The organism is Micromonospora thermarum (genome assembly GCF_012034245.1).
Lineage (GTDB): Bacteria > Actinomycetota > Actinomycetes > Mycobacteriales > Micromonosporaceae > Micromonospora > Micromonospora thermarum.
Window position 1 is genome coordinate 1 of sequence record NZ_JAATEO010000052.1, and the last position, 18152, is coordinate 18152.

Consider the following 18152-nt stretch of genomic DNA (forward strand, 5'->3'; position numbering starts at 1 on the left):
GGCACCGTCGTCGGCCTTGGCCTCGTCGGCCTCCTTGCCCAGCCGGGCCTCGACCGCCTGCGGCTCGTACATCTCTTCGACGACACGCAGGTAGAGCTCGTTCGGGTTGGGCAGGTTCTTGATCTCGCGCAGCGCCTGCTCCTGGCCGGCGGACTCCAGTACGAACGTGCCGTAGTTGAGCGCCCGCCCGGCCGGCGTCTGCTCGTACTTCATGTCGGTGACCCGGACCAGGGGCATCATGGCCACCCGCCGGGTGATGATGCCGTTGACCACCATCACCCGCTTGTTGGTCAGGATGAAGCGGTCGTACCACCAGTCGGCGACCTTCCACGCCACCCAGCCCATCACCGCGAACCAGAGCAGCACCGCGACGGTGGTGAGGGCACCCACGTCCTGCCCGGCGAGGAAGCCGGAGAGGTAGCCGAGCACGAAGGTGGCGGCGATGCCGACGAGCAGCGGCGTCGCGAGGTGGATCCAGTGCCGCTTCCACTCCCCCCGGTACCGCTCGGTGGGGAACAGGTAGCGCGCGACGAGGGAACTCGGCTCGTCCTCCAGGGGCAGCACCCGGCGCGGCGCCATGCCGGCCGCGTCGGCCCGCAGGCCGGCCAGCTCGTCCTCGGAGATCTGGGGCGGCTGGTACCCGGCTTCGGGATCCCGGATCCACGCCCGACCCGACCGGCCCTCGCCCGCGTAGCCCGGACCGTCGCCGAAGCCGGCGTCGTCCGAAAGGGAAGGACCGTCGGACAGGCTTGGACCGGAGCCGTAGCCCGGCCCGTCGTCCGGGCCGACGCGGGGGATGGGCTCCGTGTCTCGCTCCCGGCGCTCCCGGTCAGGGTCGTCGGGGTCGAAGGGGGGACCGGAGGGGCTGCCCATCGGCGGCTAGGCGACGAGGTTGGTGAAGAAGTCACCGAACCCCTGGGCGATGTCCACGATGCCGCCGCCCAGGGACTTGAAGACGTCGGCGGCGGAGTTCGGCCGGTAGGCGATGAAGAAGATCAAGAATGCGATACCAGCCCAGGTGAGGACCTTCTTGACCATGGCGGGCCATCCTCTCGCGCGGCGCCGGGTCCGTCTACCGAAGCGGCACTCAGAGTATCAGCGTCGTGTCGTGCAGTTATTCCTGCGTCCGTTCTCCGACATTCCGGGTGACTTGTCAAGCCTTCCCGTGCAGATACGGAGATGGTGCGCCGTAAACGAGCTCGGGTGGCATCCACTCGGTGAGGTCGCGCAGGACGACGTCCTCAGCGAGCAGATGACCCGCACTCGCCGGCCAGGCTATCGCATGCAGCCACATTCCCCGAGCTTCGCCGGCGTACGCACTTCGATCTGTCGGCGAACTCACGAGCCACAGTGGAGTGGGGTGGCCGCCCACCCGGATCTTCGCCTGGCCGTGGTGCTCCGGATGCCCCGGCCCCGGGTCGGTCAACTGCTCCGTGAGCTGCGGGCCCGGATCCGGCCCGGTGATGCCCGCGAAGCGCGTTCCCAGCCCGACACCCGGCTCCTCGGCGACGAAGACCAGGTCCGCCGGGCCGCCACCGAGCGGCTCCGGCCCCGCGCAGGCGACCGCCGTGGCGCGCACCCCGGTCCGGTCGTCACCGGCGTACGCGACGCCGGTCATCGTCCAGCCCGGTGGCAACGGCCACGGGCACCAGAGCGGAACTGTCGGCCGCTGCGGCGGGTCGGCGGCGGCGGTGATGCGGTCGACGACGCTGGCGACGATCTCCGCCCCGATGTGCTCGGGCACGTGCAGCGGCGGGACGGGCCCGCACAGGAGGCACCGCGACTCGGAGTGCATGAGGTCCGGCGGCCGGACCTCGCCACCGCACCGGGGACAACTCACCGCGACGCTCACCACCCCACGGTCACCCCGTGGAGCCACCCCGTCAAGCGGAGCGCGCATTTCGGTTCACTTGGTGCCGACCCGCTCAGGCGGGCGGCGGTCCGGCGTACGCGCGGATCCAGGCGTGCATGGCGATGCCGCTGGCCACGCCGGCGTTGATGGACCGGGTGGAGCCGTACTGCGCGATTGAGAACAGCTGGTCACAGGCAGCGCGGGCGGCGTCGGAGAGGCCCGGCCCCTCCTGGCCGAACAGCAGCACGCAGCGCCGGGGCAGCGTCGTGGTCTCCAGCGGCCGGGAGCCGGGCAGGTTGTCGATGCCCACCACGGGCAGCCCCTCGCCGGCCGCCCAGGCGACGAAGTCCTCGATCGTCTCGTGGTGCCGGACGTGCTGGTAGCGGTCGGTCACCATCGCGCCTCGCCGGTTCCACCGGCGCCGACCGACGATGTGAACCTCGGCGGCGAGGAACGCGTTGGCGTTGCGGACCACCGTGCCGATGTTGAGGTCGTGCTGCCAGTTCTCGATCGCCACATGGAAGTCGTGCCGCCGCCGGTCCAGATCGGCCACGACCGCCTCCCGCCGCCAGTAGCGGTACCGGTCGACCACGTTGCGCCGGTCGCCGGTCGCGAGCAGTTCCGGGTCGTACCGCGGGTCGTCCGGCGGGTCGCCCTCCCACGGGCCCACACCGACGTCGAGCTGCTCACCGGTCATGGTCATAAGACGTTACGACCACCCGGCGGCACGGGTCAGCGCAGGCCCAACGCGTCGCCGAGCCGGTCGAGGAACCGCCGGTCGGCGGGACCGGGGAACCGGTCCCCACCCGGCTCCGCCCGGCACACGCGGGCCGCGACCGACTGCACCCACTGCCGGTACGCGGCCGAGTCGGCGGGGTCGGCGCGCCGGTCGAGCACCCGGACCACGGCCCGGGCGGCGGCGAGCAGCTCCACCAGGGCCTGCGTCGACGCCCCGGGCGGTGCCGCCGACAGAGTCCCCAGGTCGGTGAACCGGCCGGCGGGCGCCGGCGCGCCGTCGTGGCGGGCGTAGATCGCGGCCACCACGGCGCGGACCAGGTCGCTGTCGAACGCCCGACCGGCCGCGACGGCGTCGAGCCCGGCCAGTCCGGCGGCGACCCCCCGTCCCGGGCGCCCCGGGCCCGGGACGGCGGCGGCCACCACGACGCGGCCGGGCAGGGTGGTGAGCAGCTCCCACTCGGCGGTGGAGTAGACGGCGGTGGTCAGTGGTGCGGCACGACGACCGGCAGAGGACGGCTCTCCGGCGACGGAGTGGCTCATGGGGACCTCCGGCGTCAGCATATGCCCCGGTTCATCGGACAGGGCCCCTTCCATGCGCAAACGCCGGAATAGGCCCCGCCGGGCCGGACATGTCACGCGCGCCCGGCCCGACCAGGTACGGGTGCCTCAGCGCGGCTCGGGGAAGCTCGGCCGCTCCGGGTCGACGCCCTCGGGGACCGCGGTCGCCGCGTACTCCTTCTTGGGCACCATGACCTTGCGCCGGAAGACGCACACCAGCGTGCCGTCCTGGTTGTAGCCGCGGGTCTCCACGGCCACCACGCCGCGGTCCGGCTTGGAGGACGACTCCCGCTTGTCCAGCACCGTGGTCTCGCCGTAGATCGTGTCGCCGTGGAACGTGGGGGCGACGTGGCGCAGGGACTCGATCTCCAGGTTCGCGATCGCCTTGCCGCTGACGTCCGGCACCGACATGCCGAGGAGGAGCGAGTAGATGTAGTTGCCCACCACCACGTTGCGCTTGAACTGGCTGGACGTCTCGGCGTAGTGGGCGTCCATGTGCAGCGGGTGGTGGTTCATCGTGAGCAGGCAGAAGAGGTGGTCGTCGTACTCGGTGACCGTCTTGCCCGGCCAGTGCCGGTAGACCGCGCCGACCTCGAACTCCTCGTAGTAGCGGCCGAACTGCATCCTTGTCCCCTTCGACGGGCGGCGATGGAGTTCGGCACAGCATGCCTTATCGATTGTTAAGGCGATAAGCGGGGCGGTGGCGGCCGGGAAATGTCACACGGCGACGACCTGAGGGGAGACGCAATGAGCGGCGGGGCCCTCCCCGGCACCCGCCGCCCACGCTCTGATGTGAAAGATTCTGCCCCACCCGGCCATCCGCCGGACAGAGACGGGGATCACATTTATCCTTTTGTAACACTACTCTCGGTCACTGAGATCACGTATGGGAGCGATCTCCGGCGCGAGGTAGCCGCATGTCAGGAGTCATGTTACCGAATCGTAACGGCAACTGCCCGTGATCTTCTTGGAAACGCTCCCATCACGGGTGGTCACGCAAGTGCGACGTGCACTTGCGGTCCGCACGCCCGCCGGCCACCGACGGCCATCGATGACGATAATCGGCTCGGCGGCGCCCGATCCACGCCGTTTCAGCCCCTCGCGGCCGGGAATTCGACGAGGTACGCCCTGGTTCCACCAGACGTAGCTATTCCGCGGTGATCGGAGAGATTCCCATGGCAACCGTTGAGCTGACCACGGCAAACTTCGACGAGGTGACCAGCAGCGACGGCATCGTGCTGGTCGACTTCTGGGCCGACTGGTGCGGCCCCTGCAAGCGGTTCGCCCCGGTCTACGAGCGCTCCTCGGAGAAGCACCCCGACCTCGTCTTCGGGAAGGTCGACACCGAGGCCCAGCAGGAGCTGGCCGCGAAGTTCGACATCCGCTCCATCCCGACCATCATGGCGATCCGCGACGGGGTGATCGTGTTCGCGCAGCCGGGCGCGCTCCCCGAGTCGGCCCTGGAGAACCTGATCGAGCAGGTCGAGGCGCTCGACATGGACGACGTCCGCAAGAAGCTCGCCGAGCACAAGCACTGATCCGCACACGGATGACGGCCGGGCCCCACGGGGCCCGGCCGTTCCGTGTTGCGTCCCGCGAGGATCAGCCCCGTCACCGGCCGCCGGCGGCCAGGGTGGCCAGCATCCCCTCGCAGCTCCGTACGACGACCTGGGCGCCGCGGCGTTGGGGCAGGCGGAGCAGTGGATCGTCCGCCCGGTCCCGCCATCGCCACCGCGCCTCGGCCGCGGCCTGCCAGAGCTCGTGCGCCGGTGCGTCGTGCTCGAAACCGAGCCGGGCGGCCAGGCCGACGCCGTCCCCGCCGACCAGCCGGCGCGCCTCCGCCGCCAGCTCCGCGTCGAAGCCGAGCCCGGCTCCGCGCAGCGTGGCGAGCAGGCGCAGTTCCTGGAACTCGTGCGCCCCGGCGAGGATCCGCTCGGTCGAGCCGAGCAGCTCAGCGCTGCCGGGGCCCGGCTCGGCGCGCAGCACCTCCTCCAACCCGACCAGTGCCGAGCGCGCCTTCAGCGTCTCCTGCCGGTCGATGAAGAGCCGGCTCACCGACTCCCGCAGCTCGGTCAGGCCACTACGCCGGATCAGCTCCGCGGACAGCTTCGTCCGGCTGTCGCAGCCCGTACGCACCAGGGTCGTCGCCAGCCGGACCCCGAACAGCCCCAACCGGTCCAGCAGGGCGGCGCGCTGGGCGGCGTCCACGCGTGCCGGCGGCTCCCCGCGGAGGAAGCGCTCGGCGGAGAGCAGGTACGCCTCCAGCTCGGCTCGGGGGACGCGGGCGAGCTCCGCCAGCGCGGCGAACTCGGACCCGGTCAGCAGCCGCCCGGCCAGCCCGACCAGACCGCTGCAGGCCAGCACGTTCAGGGACAGCGCCCCGACCGCCGGGTCCCGGTGCATCCGCCGGGCGAGCTGGCGGGCGGTCAGCAGCGCGTCGACGCGTCCGCCGCCGACCTCGTCGGCACGGGACAGCACCAGCATCATGTTCACCGGGGCGGCCTGCCCGGTGGCGCTGTCCCGGGCGGCGGTCAGCACCCGCAGGTCGGAGGCGCGACCGTCGCGGGTCAGGTAGAGCACGGCGTCGGCGTCGCGCAGCACCCGGTCCAGCACCGCTGCGCGACCGTGCTCGTCCGGCCCGGTGACCGGCGGAGTGTCGATCAGGGTGAGCTGCCGCAGCGCCCGGGTGGGCCACCGGACCACGATGTCGCGCAGCTCTCCCGCCCGCCACCCGACCAGGTCCACCCGCATCCCGGTCGCGGACTTCACCACGGTCAGGTCCTGCGGGGGATGGCCGGTCGAGTAGGCGGTGGCGTGCGGGCGCTCGCCGTCCTCGTACCACGTGAAGAACGTGTCCCCGTCCGCTCCCTCGACGGGCGCGACCTCCTCGCCCATGATCGCGTTCAGGAGGGTGGACCGGCCGGACCGCCACGGCCCGGCGATCGCCACGCGCAGCGGCTGCTCCAACCGGGCCAGTTCCCCCCGCAGGCGGCCGGTGGCCCGGGGGTCGTCCCGGTAGAGCTGGAGCGCACGGTGCAGCAGACCCCACACCGCCTCCACGAGGGTGGCTTCGGCCGTCACGTCAGGCGTTCCAGCGGTACGGATGCCGGCCGTCCCACGGCGAGCTGCTGGGCCTGCTCGTAGAGCGCGGCCAGCCGGGTCATCTTCAACCGGATCTCGCGCTGCCGCTGGTCGCGGGCGGCCGCGTCGGTGTCGGCCGCCGCCTTGGCGCTGCGCAGCGAGCGGATGATCCCCTCCTGAAGCTCCTCCGTCAGCACGGCGAAGTGGTCCCGCAGCATCCGCTGCACCTGACGGGCGGTGTCCCGGCGGTCCCGGGTGGCACGGACGAAGAAGTCGTCGACGTGCCGCTGCACGGCGGCCTTGACGGTCGACTGGCGACGGCGGAGCAGTTGCCGGCTCTCGTCGTGGATGCTCTTGCCGCCGAACAGCGCGCCGGCGCCGATCGAGACCGGGTTGATCATCGGCATTCCGGCCAGCGTCAACGCCAGGCCGAACATGAGCAGGCCGCCGTACGAGCCCTTCATCCCCGTCATGACCTTCTGCGTGGCGGTGAACCGGTCGACCCGGGGACGCTCCATCTCGGGGAGCCAGTCCGCGAGGTGCTCCGGCACCACGGCGGACCACGGCGGCAGGACGTCGTGGCCGTACCGGGCGAAGTGCGATGCCACCCGGCGGGCGACCCAGTCGCAGCGCTGGACGAGCCACTCCCGGTTCGCCTCCGCCGCCTCGACGAGGCTGCGGTCCAGCCACTCCTGGAAGGTGTCCCAGGCGGTCAGGGGGTCGGCGGAGTCGAACGCCTCGTCGACCGTACGCAGGATCTCCCGGGTGCGGTCCCGCAGGTCGTACTCGAGGTCCGAGATGAGATCGGTCATCTCGTCGGCGAGCGTGTTCTGCCATCGGGTGGAGCACCGGCGCAGCTCGTCGACCTCACGCTGGGCGGCGTGCAGGCGGGAGATCGGCCCGGAGTCCTTCTCGGCCTCCCGGCTCTCCAGTTCGGCGCGCAGCGGCGCGGCGAGCTGTTCCAGGACCGTACGCGCGGTCAGGCCGACCGCCGCGCGGGCCAGCGAGTCCGGCTTGCCGGCCAGGTCCCGTCGCAGCCGGGCGATCAGCGCCGGGAAGCCGGACTCGGCGTTGAGGGTGCGGTCGTCGGTGGCGGCGGCCCGCAGGCGCAACGCGGCCGAGACGGGGATCAGCGGGGCCGGGACGCCGGCCTCCGCCAGGTGCTTCCGGTTCCGCTCGGCGACCGCACGCCAGTCCGGCACCAGATCCGTCCGGGTCTGGACCACCACCACGTTCGGATGTGACCGGGTGACGTGCAGCAGCATGTTGAGTTCGGCGACGGAGAGCTCCCGGGTCGAGTCGGAGACCAGGAGCACGGTGTCCGCCCGGGCCAGCGCGGCGGCCGGGACCCCCGCCCCGATCGCGGTCACCTCGTCGGTGCCGGGCGTGTCCACCAGCACCAGTCCCGCCTTGAGCAGGTCGCGCGGCAGTCCGATCTCGACGTACGCGGGCCCGCCTCCGGCGTGCCGGCCGAACGTGCCGGCGACCCCGGCGGCGATGCGGTCCAGCGGCACCGGCGTCCGCTCGGCGCTCGCCGGTGCGGGCCCGACCGCGGGCCGCACGGCGGCGGGATCCTCGACCACGGTCGCCACCGGCGCCTCCGCGTACCCCACCACGGTCGGCAGGACGGTCGTGGCACCGTCGCCGACGGGGCACACCGGAGCGTTGACGATGGCGTTGACGAGCTGGCTCTTGCCCTGTTTCGGCTCACCGACGACCAGTACGCGAAGCGTCGGATCCAGCAACTGGACCCGCTTCCGGCGCACCGTCTGTAGCAGGTCGCCCCGGCCGTACGCCTGACACGTACGGCCGATCTCGTCCAGGACGTCCAGCCAAATCCCCGCGACCACGCAACAAGTGTGCTGATTTAAACGTAATTATCAAGAGGGATCGGATGTGGACCGGATGGAGGGCCGGGCCGGGATGGGTGACCCGGCCCTCCGTTTCCCCTCCCGCAAGGTGCGGTCAGAGCAGCCCGCCGGTGATGTCCAGCAGGCCGCCGTTGCCGGAGGCGCTGGCTCCGCCGGTCACGCCCTCGTCACCCTGCACGCCCGCGCCCACACCGCCGGTCACGCCGCCCACGGTGCCGGTGACTCCGGACAGGACACCGTCCACCGGCTGGGTGACACCGCCCACCGTGGATGGCACGTCGACCGACGACACCACTCCGGAGACGGTGCGGTCCACGCCGAGGCCCTCCAGGGTGTCGTCGACGCCGAGCGACCCGACGACGCCGTCGATCTGGGCCTGGGTGCCGGGGAGGACGCCCAGGTCGCCGCCGAGCAGGCCGTCACCGTACTGCCCGTAGTCGGCCGAGCCGAGCGTGCCGTCGACGGCACCCACGGTGCCCGTGACGTCCCCGACGACCGGGTCCGCGACCGTGTCGACGGCGCCGACGACGTCGGCGTCCAGGGTGTGCGTGACGTCGTGCACGCCGGTCAGGTCGGTGGAGAGGCCGGTCGGCCCCACGCCCAGGCCGATCCCGGGCAGGACGTTCACGCCGGCGGACACGGTGCTCGGGTCGACCGCGATGGCCCCGAGGACACCCGCCTTGACGTCCACGCCGTTGTACGAGGTGCCGACGCTGATCTGCTGCGTCACGGCCTGCAACTGGCCGACCACGTCGGTCGCGTCGGTCACCAGCGGGTCGACACCGATCTGCTCGCTCGTCGTCGCGAGCGGCACGAGACCCTGCACCGGGGCGTAGTCCACGACCAGCGGCACCACGTCCTGGACGTCGGCGGCGGTGATGTCGGTGAGGCCCGCGGCCTGCAGCGCCCCCTCCGGGTCCAGGTCGAAGGCCGCCCGGGCGTCGGGGTCGGTGAGCAGGTTGAGTACGAAGTCGTGCAGGGTCTGGTGCGAGTCCATGTGCCCGTTCTCCTCGACGTAGCGGTCCAGCGATCGTTCGCCGGAAGCGACGATATGGACGGAAGCCGGCGCGGCACATCGGGGACCGGCCCGCAACCCGGCCCGCGGCGCCGGGGGTGCCGGTGCTCCTCCGTTAGGGGGAATGGGGGATCCGAGGCGGTCAGAGTTAGGGTCTCGACGCCGGAGTGATCTCTGGTACGAACGTAGGAGCCCCCGGGAGGTCACCGGGGTGGGCCGTCCGGTGCACGGGCACCGCCGCTGTCGGCCGGGCCAGCTCGCGCCGGAAAGAAGCGAATGTCGTACGTCCTGGGGATAGACATCGGAAACACGAACACGGTCGCCGCGGTCGCCCGGCGGCAGGGCGCGACGTGGGCCCGGCCGGAGGCGGTCGTCCTGGACGGCCGGTCGACGAGCGTGCCGTCCGTGCTGCACCTGTCGGTCGACGGGTCACTCACGGTGGCTGAACCGGACCGGGCGGACCCCGGCCGCACCGCACGTTGTTTCCTCCGCCGGGTCGGCGACGAGGTGCCCCTGCTCCTCGGCGGCGAGGCGTGGCCGCCGCACGCGTTGACCGCCGCACTGACGGCGTGGGTGGTCGACCAGGTGGCCGGCGCGGAGGGTGGGCCGGCGGAGGCCCTGGTGTTCAGTCATCCGTCGAGCTGGGGCCCGTACCGGCGGGACCTGCTGCACCGGGCGCTGCGGGATGTCGGCCTGCCCCACGTGACGTTGCTGCCCCGCGCCGTGACCGTGGCGGAGAGCCACGCGGCCCGGGGCGTCGCGGACGGAACGGCGGCCGTGTACGCCCTCGGCGGCGAGACGTTCGAAGCGGCGCTCGTGCGGCGGACGCCGTACGGCACGTACGAGACGTTCGGCCGCCCGCAGGCGCTGGACACGGTGGGTGGCGTCGACTTCGACGAGGCGCTCGCCGAGCACGTACGGACCGTGCTCGCCCGGGACCTCGCCGCCGTCGACCCGCTCGACGCACCGGCTGTCCTGCGTACCCTGCTGCCGCAGTGCGAACTGGCCAGACGTGCGCTCAGCCTGGGCGACGCGGTGGACGTGCCGCTGGCCCTGCCCGCCGGCACCCGCCGGGTGCCGGTGACCCGCCCGCAGTTCGAGACCCTGATCCGGCCGGCCGTCCGGGCGACGGTGGACCTGCTGGTCCACGCCGTCCACACCGCCGGGCTGACCCCGGCCCAGCTCGACGGTGTCCTGCTCGCCGGGGGCTCCGCCCGGGTCCCGCTGGTCGCCGACCTGCTCACCGCCGCCCTCGGGATCCCGGTCGAGATGGAACCGGATCCCCATCACACGACCGCCGTCGGGGCGGCACTCGCCGCGTGCCAGGTGATCTCGCCGTCGCCACGGCCCCCCAAGCCACGGGAAGCCCCTCCCGTCGACACCCGGTACGCCGCCGAGGCCGTCGGGCCCCGACACGGTGATCGCCACCCGGCGGTGCCGGACGAACCACCACCCCGCCCCCCGGTCCGGACCGCCCCGCTGGAGCTGCCGAAGGCGTCCCGGCTCACCCGGATCAGGGCACGCGGACGCGAAGGATGACCATGATGATCATGAGCAGCACACGCCCCTCGCGGCCGGTGCCGGGTACCGCCCCGCACGCCCTGCTCGAAACGGTCGCGGCGGACCCCCACGGGCCGCTGGCGCTCGCGCTGGGCGCCCCGGGCGGCCACGGCAAGACCTTCCTCCTCCAGGAACTGGCCCGGATCCACCGGGAGGCCGGCCTCCCGGTGCTGACGTCCGTGCCGGACGCGGGCACGCCGGTCGAGCCGGAGACGGTGTTCCTGGTCGACGACGCCCACCTGCTCGACGAGCCCCGGCTGCACACGTTGCGGGAACTCGCCGGCGCGGGTCACCGCGTCGTGGTCGCCCACCGGCCCTGGCCGCACCGCGCGGACCTGCTCCGGCTCACCGGCACGCTCCGACGGCCGGCACGTCCGCTGCTGCCGTTCACGCGGGACCAGACCGCCGCCTGCCTCGCCACCGTGCCCGGTCTGGACCGGCGGCCCGACCTCGTCGACTTCGTGCACCGGCAGACCGGCGGCGTGCCGCGGGACGTGGTGCGGCTGCGCCGCGCCCTGGGTGACGGGGACCGGGGACCGGACGTCCCCAGCCAGCCACCCCGGTCCGTCCTCCTGGAACTCGGCCCCGACCTGGCCGGTGTGAGCCCGGACGCCCGCCGCCTCCTGCTCGCCGTCGCCACGGGTGTCTCCCTGCCCCCCGACCTGCTGGGCGAGCTGCTCGACCGTGCACCGGAGGCGGTGGACGAGCTGGTCGCCGAGACCGTGGCCGCCGGGCTCCTCGGCGCGGACCAGCAGATCACGCCCCTCGTCCGGCGGGCGGTCGTCGCGCTCTCCCCCGCCGCCGACCGGACGGCGGTGTGGCGCCGGCTGGCCGAGTCGCAGCTCGCGCGGGGCGGTCCGCTGCTTCCTCTGGTCCGCGCCATCGTCCCCGCCGGCGGCACCGACGCGTGCCCGGCACCGGTGCTGACCGCCGCGGCGGAGGAGGCGCTCGCCGGGGAACCCGCGCTCGCGGCCGAGCTGCTGGCGTCGGCCACGGCCGCCGGGCACCCCGCCGTCGCCCGGCAGGCGCTCGCCGCCGCGCTCGCCGGCGACCTCGACGCCGCCCTCCGGCTGGCCGACCGGCTGCTGGCGACCGCCGCCCCCACCGAGCGGGCCGAGGCGGCGCTGGTCGCCGCCACCGCCCTGGCCCACCGCGGCCAGGCACGACGCAGCGTCGAGCTGTACCGCTGGTCGGGGAGCCCGTCCTCGGCCGCGTTCGCCGCCGTCGGCGCGCTCGCCACCGGGCGTCCCGACGCCGACGCGCCCGCGTCCGACGACACCGGCGCGCCGCCCACCCTGCACGGCAGCGCCGCGCGGTTGATGGCCGAGGGGGTACGCGCCAGCATCGACGGCCCGCCCACCGCCGCCCTCTCCACGCTCGTGCAGGCCGCGGCGCTGCTGGAACCGGACAGCCGGGCGGTCCTCCTGCCGGACAGCCCGGCGGCACTCGCCGCGCTGACCGGGATGCACTGCGGTGAGCTGGACATCGCGGAGGGCGTCCTGCACCGTGCGGTGGCCAGCGGCGTCGGCGGGCCGCTGATGGTCCCCCGGCACCGGCTCCTGCAGGCGTGGATCGCGATGGTCCGGGGCCGTACGGTCGCCGCCGCCGGCGCGCTCGCCGAGATCCGGGCCAGTCGCGCCCTGGAATCGAGGGACCTGCTCTTCGCGACCGCCCTGGAGCTGGGCGTCGCGCGGCGCAACAGCGACCTCACCGGCCTCCAACGGGGCTGGGGGCGCGCGCTGGAGGCGGTCGTCCGGCACCCGGTGGACCTGTTCACCCTCCTGCCCCTGGGCGAGCTGGCCGTCGTCGCGGCCCGGCTCGGGGATCTGCCCCGGCTGGAGCCGTACCTGCGGGAGGCCCGCGAGCTGCTCGGCCGGCTGGGTGACCCGCCGCTGTGGAGCACGCCCCTGCACTGGAGCGGGCTGCACGCGGCGATCCTCGCCGACCAGCCGGCGGCCGCCGACGAGCACGTCGCCGCGCTGCTCGCCACGGCGGACCGCAGCCGGTACGCGGCGGTGGTCGCCGCCGCCGGGGCGAGCTGGGTCGAGGTGCTGCGCGGATCGGTCGACCCGGCGCGCGTGGAGGCCGCCGCCCGCGGGTTGCACGACGTGGGACTCCGCTGGGACGCGGCCCGGCTGGCCGGCCAGGCGGCGATCCGTACCGCCGACCGGAGGGCGATGACGACCCTGCTGGACTGCGCCCGGATGTTCCAGGAACGGCCGCTCACGCAGCGGGGCGGTCAGCCGCCGACGGCGGCCGGCGGGGCGCAGGGGGACACCGGCACCGGCGGTCCGCGGCACCGCCTCAGCGAACGCGAACAGGAGGTGGCGGAGCTTGTGGTCGCCGGATTGACCTACCGCGAGATCGGGGACCGGCTCTTCATCTCGGCCAAGACGGTGGAGCACCACGTGGCCCGGATGCGGTCCCGGCTGAACTGCGCGAGCCGCGCCGAGCTGCTGGCTCTGCTGCGGACCGCCGTGGCGGACCGTTCGAACAGCGCCAGCGCCGGGTTCTGGCCGGAGCGGAGGACGCGGTGAACCCGACCCAGGACCGCGCGATCCGGACGCGCCTGCTCGCCCTGGCGGCCCTGCTTCTCGTGCTCTGGTCGTACGCCGCCTACCTGACCAGCCGGGACACCGCCGACCTGCTCCGGGTCCGGGCCCTCGCCGGGGGTCTGGGGCAGCCGGCCGACCGGCTGATCCTCGCCCTGCAGGCCGAGCGCCGGCTCACCGTCGGCGCGATCGCCCGTGGGGAGCCACCGGTCACCCTCGCCGACGTCCGCGCCGGCACGGACCGGGCGGTCGCGGGGGTGGAGACCGGTCGGGGCGCGCTCAGCCTGCGGCTGCTCGGCGGCGGCGAGGCCCGGGACCGGGCCGACGACCTCGCCGCCCGGCTGCGCGAGCTGGCCGGTCTCCGGTCCCGGATCGATGCCGGGGACGTCGACTGGGCCGACGCGGCCGCCGGCTACGACGGACTGGTCGACGCCGCGTTCGCGGTCTACGGGCCGGCGTGGAGCACGCGGGAGAGCGGCCTGGCGGCCGAGACCCGTGCCGTGGTCGCCCTCGCCCGCGCCCGGGAACTGCTCGCTCGGCAGGACAGCGTGCTCACCGGCGCGCTCGCCGACGGGCTCGCCCCCGAGGACCGCCGGCACCTGGCCGGGCTCGTGGCCGTCCAGCGGCACGCCCGCGCCGAGGCGGCCGCACAGCTTCCCGCCGACGGGCGGGACGACTACCGGCGGCTGGTGGAGAGTCCGCGGTTCCTCGGCCTGCTCCTGGCGGAGGACCGGCTCACCGGTGCCGGTGCCCCGCCCACCGAGGATGCCTGGCGGTCCGGCGTCGAGCCCGCTCTCGGCGGGCTCGACGAGGTGGTCCGGAGCACGGCCCGGAGCAGCGTCGAGCGGGCCGGCGTGGACGCCGCGATCGCGCTCGGGTGGGCCGGTGCCGTGGTGGGGCTCGGGCTGATCACCGTGCTCGGCGTGCTCTGGGGCTGGGCTCAGGCCGTCCGACCGCTGACCCGGGCCGCGTCCGCCGCGACCGCGGCCCCGGGGGCGTTCTTCCTCCAGCTCACGCGGCGGAACCAGGCCCTCCTGCGGGCGCAGCTCGACCTCCTGGACGAGATGGAGCGACGCGATCGCGCCCCGGAGGACGCGGCCGACCTCTTCCGCCTGGATCACCTCGCGACCCGGATCCGGCGCAACGTCGAGAAGCTGGTCACCCTCGCCGGCGGGACGCCGGCCCGGCGGTGGCGGCGGCCGGTACCGCTGCTGGACGTGGCGCGGGGCGCGATGGCCGAGGTGCCCGACTACGAACGGGTCCTGGTCGCGCCGCAGTGGCCGTGGGAGCTGGCGGGACCGGCCGCCACCGACGTCGTGCACCTGCTGGCCGAACTGATCGAGAACGCCCTCGCGTTCTCGCCCGCGAACACCACCGTACGGGTCAGCGGCGTCCCCGCCGGCCACGGTTGCCAGGTCGTCGTCGCCGACGACGGGCCCGGACTGCCGGCCGAGCTGCGCGCGGAACTGGAGGGCCTGCTGGCCGATCCCCCGCCGGACGTCCCGCCCGGCCGGGCGGGCCTGTACGCCGCCGCCTGCCTCGCCGCCCGCTGCGGCGCCACGGTCTCCCTGCGCCCCGGCCGGCGTGGGGGTACCGAGGCCGTCGTGGACCTCCCCGCGTCCCTGGTGACGCCGGTCGGCGCGCCCGCCGGCTCGAACGGGCGTGTACCGCAGCCGGCCGACCGGGGCGGCGCGTCGGATCAGCTGCCGGCTCGGACCCGGCCGTCCGAGCAGCCGTCCGCGGGGCCCGCGACCGTCGAGATCCCCGCCGCGACTGCCGACGGACGGACCGACCCGGCGTACGTCCCGCCGGCTCCCACGGCCACGAACGGAGAGACCCGTGGACCGCTCCGGAGACCGTGAGGATGCGTGGTACGACGAGGACGCCGGGCCGGTGGCGCGCCCGTACACGCTGACCCGTGGCCGGACCGTGCCGGCGGGAAGGCTCGATCTGATCGCCCTGGTCGTGGCCCGGCCCGGTGCGGTCGTGCCGGACGGGCTCTTCCCGGAGCACCGGGAGATCGTGCGGCGCTGCCGGCAGCCCCTCTCGGTGGCGGAGATCAGCGCGGTCCTCGACCTGCCGGTGGGCACCGTGCGGGTGCTGGTCGGTGACCTGGTGGAGGCCGGGCTGGTCGAGACGCGGGAACCGTCCTCGCTCGGCGAGCGGCCGTCCATGGAACTGCTCACCGCGCTGCTCGCCGGACTTCGCTCCCTGTGACCGCGGACGACGACGGAGCCGGGCCCGGGTGGGCGGGACGCCTCCGGCGGAGAACTGAAGGGTAAGGACTTGCCGGCATCACCGCGTGAGCCACGGCGGACGGTGGCCATCATCATTCTCGACTGGCTCGTGGCCACGGCCGGATCCGTCGCGCGCACCCTGGGTGGCCGGGACGGCTCCCGTGCCGTGTGGATGGCCGTCGCCGCGTCGCTGGGCGTCATGGCGGCGACGGTGATCTCGGTCGTCCTCGTGCTGCGCGCGCCGGAACGACTGGCGCCGGTGGCGCTCGATCCGCCGCCGGACGTGTCCGTCGTCGAGCCGCCGCCGCCCGGGACGCCCGGGCGGGAGGCGAGCCCGGCCTCGACCCGGCCGACGCCGACCCGGAGCGACGCCTCCCGCACGACGCCGCCGGCCCGCCCCTCGGCCACCCCGGCGCCGTCCTCGGCTACGGCCGCTCCCCCGACACCCTCCGCGCTGACCGCCGCGTTCGCCGTCACGGACACCGCCCTGCTCAGCTACCGAGCCGCGGTGACGATCGGCAACCCGGGCAGCGGTCCGGTGCCGAGCTGGACGTTGGTGATCACGCTCCCGGAGGAGTCCCTCCACGTCACCGCCGTCGAGGGCGCGCGGGCGAGCCGCGACGGCGCGACCTGGACGTTCGTGCCGGACGGACCCGCCGGGCAGGTGCCCAGCCGGGGCTCCGTACGCGTGTCGTTCCGGGTCAGCGGCTCCTCCGTCAGCTCGTTGCCGACGGCCTGCGCGGTCGACGGCGCGGCCTGCACCGGACTCTCCGACTGACCGACGGTCCTTGCGTTCGGCTCGTACACGTGTTCGAATAGGGTCATGCGCTGGGACAACCTCTCCGCTCCCCCGGACGAGGGCCGTTCCGATGGGCCAGCGCCAGCGACACCACCCCTGCCGCTGGCGCTGCCCGGCGCGATCGCCCGCACGTTCGACACGCCCGGCTTCGCCGGCATGACCTTCTACGAGGTGCGGGCCAAGTCGATCATCAATCGGGTGCCCGGCGCCTCCCGCGTCCCCTTCGAGTGGACGATCAACCCGTACCGCGGATGCAGCCACGCGTGTGTCTACTGCGTGTCGGGCGACACCCCGATCCTCATGGCCGACGGCCGGCCGCGGCAGCTTCGCGACGTGGAGATCGGTGACCGGATCTTCGGCACCGAGCGCCGGGGCGGGCGCCGCCGCTACGTCGTCACGACCGTGCGGGCCAAGTGGTCCACGGTCAAGCCGGCGTACCGGTTGACGCTGGACGACGGCACGACCCTGGTGGCGAGCGGCGACCACCGGTTCCTGTCCGACGAGGGCTGGCGGTACGTCGCCCCGGACACGGGCCGCCGGCGGCGGCTGGTCCCGGGCGAGCGGCTGCTCGGCACCGGCTCGTTCGCCGAGGGCCACAAGGCCTCGGCGGACCACGACCGCGGGTGGCGCTGGGCGTCCTCGGTCGGCCGAGAACCTCGCCCGGGCCCGGCCGGCGAGCGGGCCGAGAAGCCGGACGCGCCGACCGACGAGTGGCTCCTGGGGCTGCTGGCCGGTGCGTACGACCGGGCCGGCCGGTCCAACAGCGGCGCGCTGCGCATCGGCCTGCCGGACGGCGACCTGTTCCACGACGTCACCGCGGCACTCGAGCACTTCGGCTTCACCTTCGTCCGGGAGGACCACAACCTCCCCGGCGGGCCGCGCCAGGTCCGGTTGACCGGCGGGCTCCGCGAACGCCTGCGGTTCCTGCACCTGACGGGGGTCTCGTCGAGGCGGCTCGTCGAGGGAGCGCCGGTGCCCCGCGTCGCGGCGCCGCGCGTCACCGCCGTCGAGCCGCTCGGGGTGGAGCTGCCACTGTTCGACATCACCACCGGCACCGGGGACTTCATCGCCAACGGGGTGGTCAGCCACAACTGCTTCGCCCGCAACACCCACACCTACCTCGACCTGGACGCGGGCGCGGACTTCGACCGCAAGGTGATCGTCAAGGTCAACGCGGGTGAGCTGGTCCGTCGTGAGCTTGCCGCGCCGCGCTGGCGCGGTACGCACATCGCGATGGGCACCAACGTGGACTGCTACCAGCGCGCCGAGGGCCGCTACCAGCTCATGCCGCAGATCATCGGCGCCCTGCGGGACTTCGCCAACCCGTTCTCGATCCTCACCAAGGGCACGCTGATCCTGCGCGACCTGCCCCTGCTGCGCCAGGCCGCCGAGGTGACCCGGGTCGGCCTCTCGTACTCGGTCGGCTTCGTCGACGAACGCCTGTGGCGAGCGGTCGAGCCGGGCACGCCGAGCCCCCGCCGCCGGCTGGACGCGGTCCGCCAGCTCACCGACGCCGGCTTCGACGTCGGGGTGCTGATGGCGCCGATCCTCCCCGGGCTCAGCGACGACGACGAGTCGATCGACGCCACCGTGTCGGCGATCGCCGCCGCCGGTGCCGCCAGCGTGACGCCGTTGGCGCTGCACCTGCGCCCCGGCGCCCGGGAGTGGTATGCCCGCTGGCTGGGCCGCGAGTTCCCGCACCTGGTGCCCCGCTACCGGGAGCTCTACCGCTCCGGGGCGTACGCCCCGCAGTCGTACCAACGGGAGCTCACCGCGCGGGTGCGGATCGCGGCGCGCCGGCACGGCCTGCACCGGGGCGAGCGCGGCGACAACCGCCAACTTCCCGACCCGGCACCGCCGCCGCCGGCACCCGAGCAACTGTCGCTGCT

The 18152-nt window shown here is 74.1% G+C and carries 16 protein-coding genes; 7 read left to right on the forward strand and 9 right to left on the reverse strand.

What is annotated here, in order from left to right; all coding sequences use genetic code 11:
• The 6 genes from HCJ94_RS27990 to HCJ94_RS28015 form a co-directional block, all read right to left on the reverse strand.
• Nucleotides 1-873, reverse strand: an 873-nt coding sequence (locus tag HCJ94_RS27990; RefSeq protein WP_168004013.1) for a PH domain-containing protein, incomplete at its 3' end; no start/stop codon positions are given.
• 6 nt (nucleotides 874-879) lie between these two features.
• Nucleotides 880-1038: a hypothetical protein gene (locus HCJ94_RS27995; RefSeq protein ID WP_168004014.1), complete on the reverse strand. Its 159-nt coding sequence runs from the start codon at nucleotides 1036-1038 to the stop codon at nucleotides 880-882.
• Between the two features lie 115 nt (nucleotides 1039-1153).
• Nucleotides 1154-1852 (reverse strand): DUF6758 family protein, encoded by a 699-nt coding sequence (locus tag HCJ94_RS28000; protein ID WP_309227467.1) that lies wholly within the window; start codon nucleotides 1850-1852, stop codon nucleotides 1154-1156.
• Nucleotides 1853-1925: 73 nt separating this feature from the next.
• Complete coding sequence (locus HCJ94_RS28005; protein WP_168004015.1) at nucleotides 1926-2549, reverse strand: TrmH family RNA methyltransferase; 624 nt, start codon at nucleotides 2547-2549, stop codon at nucleotides 1926-1928.
• Nucleotides 2550-2584: 35 nt separating this feature from the next.
• Nucleotides 2585-3130, reverse strand: a complete 546-nt coding sequence (locus HCJ94_RS28010; protein ID WP_168004016.1) for a hypothetical protein — start codon at nucleotides 3128-3130, stop codon at nucleotides 2585-2587.
• A 126-nt stretch (nucleotides 3131-3256) separates the two neighbouring features.
• The gene (locus HCJ94_RS28015) at nucleotides 3257-3772 is read right to left on the reverse strand and encodes a MaoC family dehydratase (protein ID WP_168004017.1); all 516 of its coding nucleotides are present in this window, start codon (nucleotides 3770-3772) and stop codon (nucleotides 3257-3259) included.
• Between the two features lie 551 nt (nucleotides 3773-4323).
• Between HCJ94_RS28015 and trxA the strand changes: the two genes are divergently transcribed.
• A complete protein-coding gene (trxA, locus tag HCJ94_RS28020) occupies nucleotides 4324-4686 on the forward strand; it encodes a thioredoxin (protein WP_168004018.1) in 363 nt (120 codons plus the stop codon).
• Nucleotides 4687-4759: 73 nt separating this feature from the next.
• Here trxA and HCJ94_RS28025 read toward each other — a convergent pair whose 3' ends face one another.
• The 3 genes from HCJ94_RS28025 to HCJ94_RS28035 all read right to left on the reverse strand — a co-directional run bounded on the left by HCJ94_RS28025 (nucleotide 4760) and on the right by HCJ94_RS28035 (nucleotide 9097).
• A complete protein-coding gene (locus HCJ94_RS28025) occupies nucleotides 4760-6229 on the reverse strand; it encodes a GTPase domain-containing protein (protein WP_205802045.1) in 1470 nt (489 codons plus the stop codon).
• Entirely contained in the window at nucleotides 6226-8079 is a 1854-nt protein-coding gene (locus tag HCJ94_RS28030; protein WP_168004019.1) for a dynamin family protein, read from the reverse strand. The genes HCJ94_RS28025 and HCJ94_RS28030 overlap by 4 nt, the downstream gene beginning before the upstream one ends.
• A 115-nt stretch (nucleotides 8080-8194) precedes the next feature.
• Nucleotides 8195-9097: an IniB N-terminal domain-containing protein gene (locus HCJ94_RS28035; RefSeq protein ID WP_168004020.1), complete on the reverse strand. Its 903-nt coding sequence runs from the start codon at nucleotides 9095-9097 to the stop codon at nucleotides 8195-8197.
• A 294-nt stretch (nucleotides 9098-9391) separates the two neighbouring features.
• Between HCJ94_RS28035 and HCJ94_RS28040 the strand changes: the two genes are divergently transcribed.
• From HCJ94_RS28040 to HCJ94_RS28065, 6 genes are all read left to right on the forward strand, one after another.
• A complete protein-coding gene (locus HCJ94_RS28040; RefSeq protein WP_168004021.1) occupies nucleotides 9392-10654 on the forward strand; it encodes an Hsp70 family protein in 1263 nt (420 codons plus the stop codon).
• A gap of 11 nt (nucleotides 10655-10665) precedes the next feature.
• Complete coding sequence (locus tag HCJ94_RS28045) at nucleotides 10666-13212, forward strand: helix-turn-helix transcriptional regulator (protein ID WP_168004022.1); 2547 nt, start codon at nucleotides 10666-10668, stop codon at nucleotides 13210-13212.
• The gene (locus HCJ94_RS28050) at nucleotides 13209-15089 is read left to right on the forward strand and encodes a sensor histidine kinase (RefSeq protein WP_168004023.1); all 1881 of its coding nucleotides are present in this window, start codon (nucleotides 13209-13211) and stop codon (nucleotides 15087-15089) included. The genes HCJ94_RS28045 and HCJ94_RS28050 overlap by 4 nt, the downstream gene beginning before the upstream one ends.
• The gene (locus tag HCJ94_RS28055; RefSeq protein ID WP_168004024.1) at nucleotides 15067-15444 is read left to right on the forward strand and encodes a DUF742 domain-containing protein; all 378 of its coding nucleotides are present in this window, start codon (nucleotides 15067-15069) and stop codon (nucleotides 15442-15444) included. The genes HCJ94_RS28050 and HCJ94_RS28055 overlap by 23 nt, the downstream gene beginning before the upstream one ends.
• Before the next feature lie 102 nt (nucleotides 15445-15546).
• Nucleotides 15547-16242, forward strand: a complete 696-nt coding sequence (locus tag HCJ94_RS28060) for a cellulose binding domain-containing protein (RefSeq protein WP_168004025.1) — start codon at nucleotides 15547-15549, stop codon at nucleotides 16240-16242.
• Nucleotides 16243-16287: 45 nt separating this feature from the next.
• Nucleotides 16288-18152, forward strand: a 1865-nt coding sequence (locus HCJ94_RS28065; RefSeq protein ID WP_168004026.1) for an intein-containing Rv2578c family radical SAM protein, incomplete at its 3' end; no start/stop codon positions are given.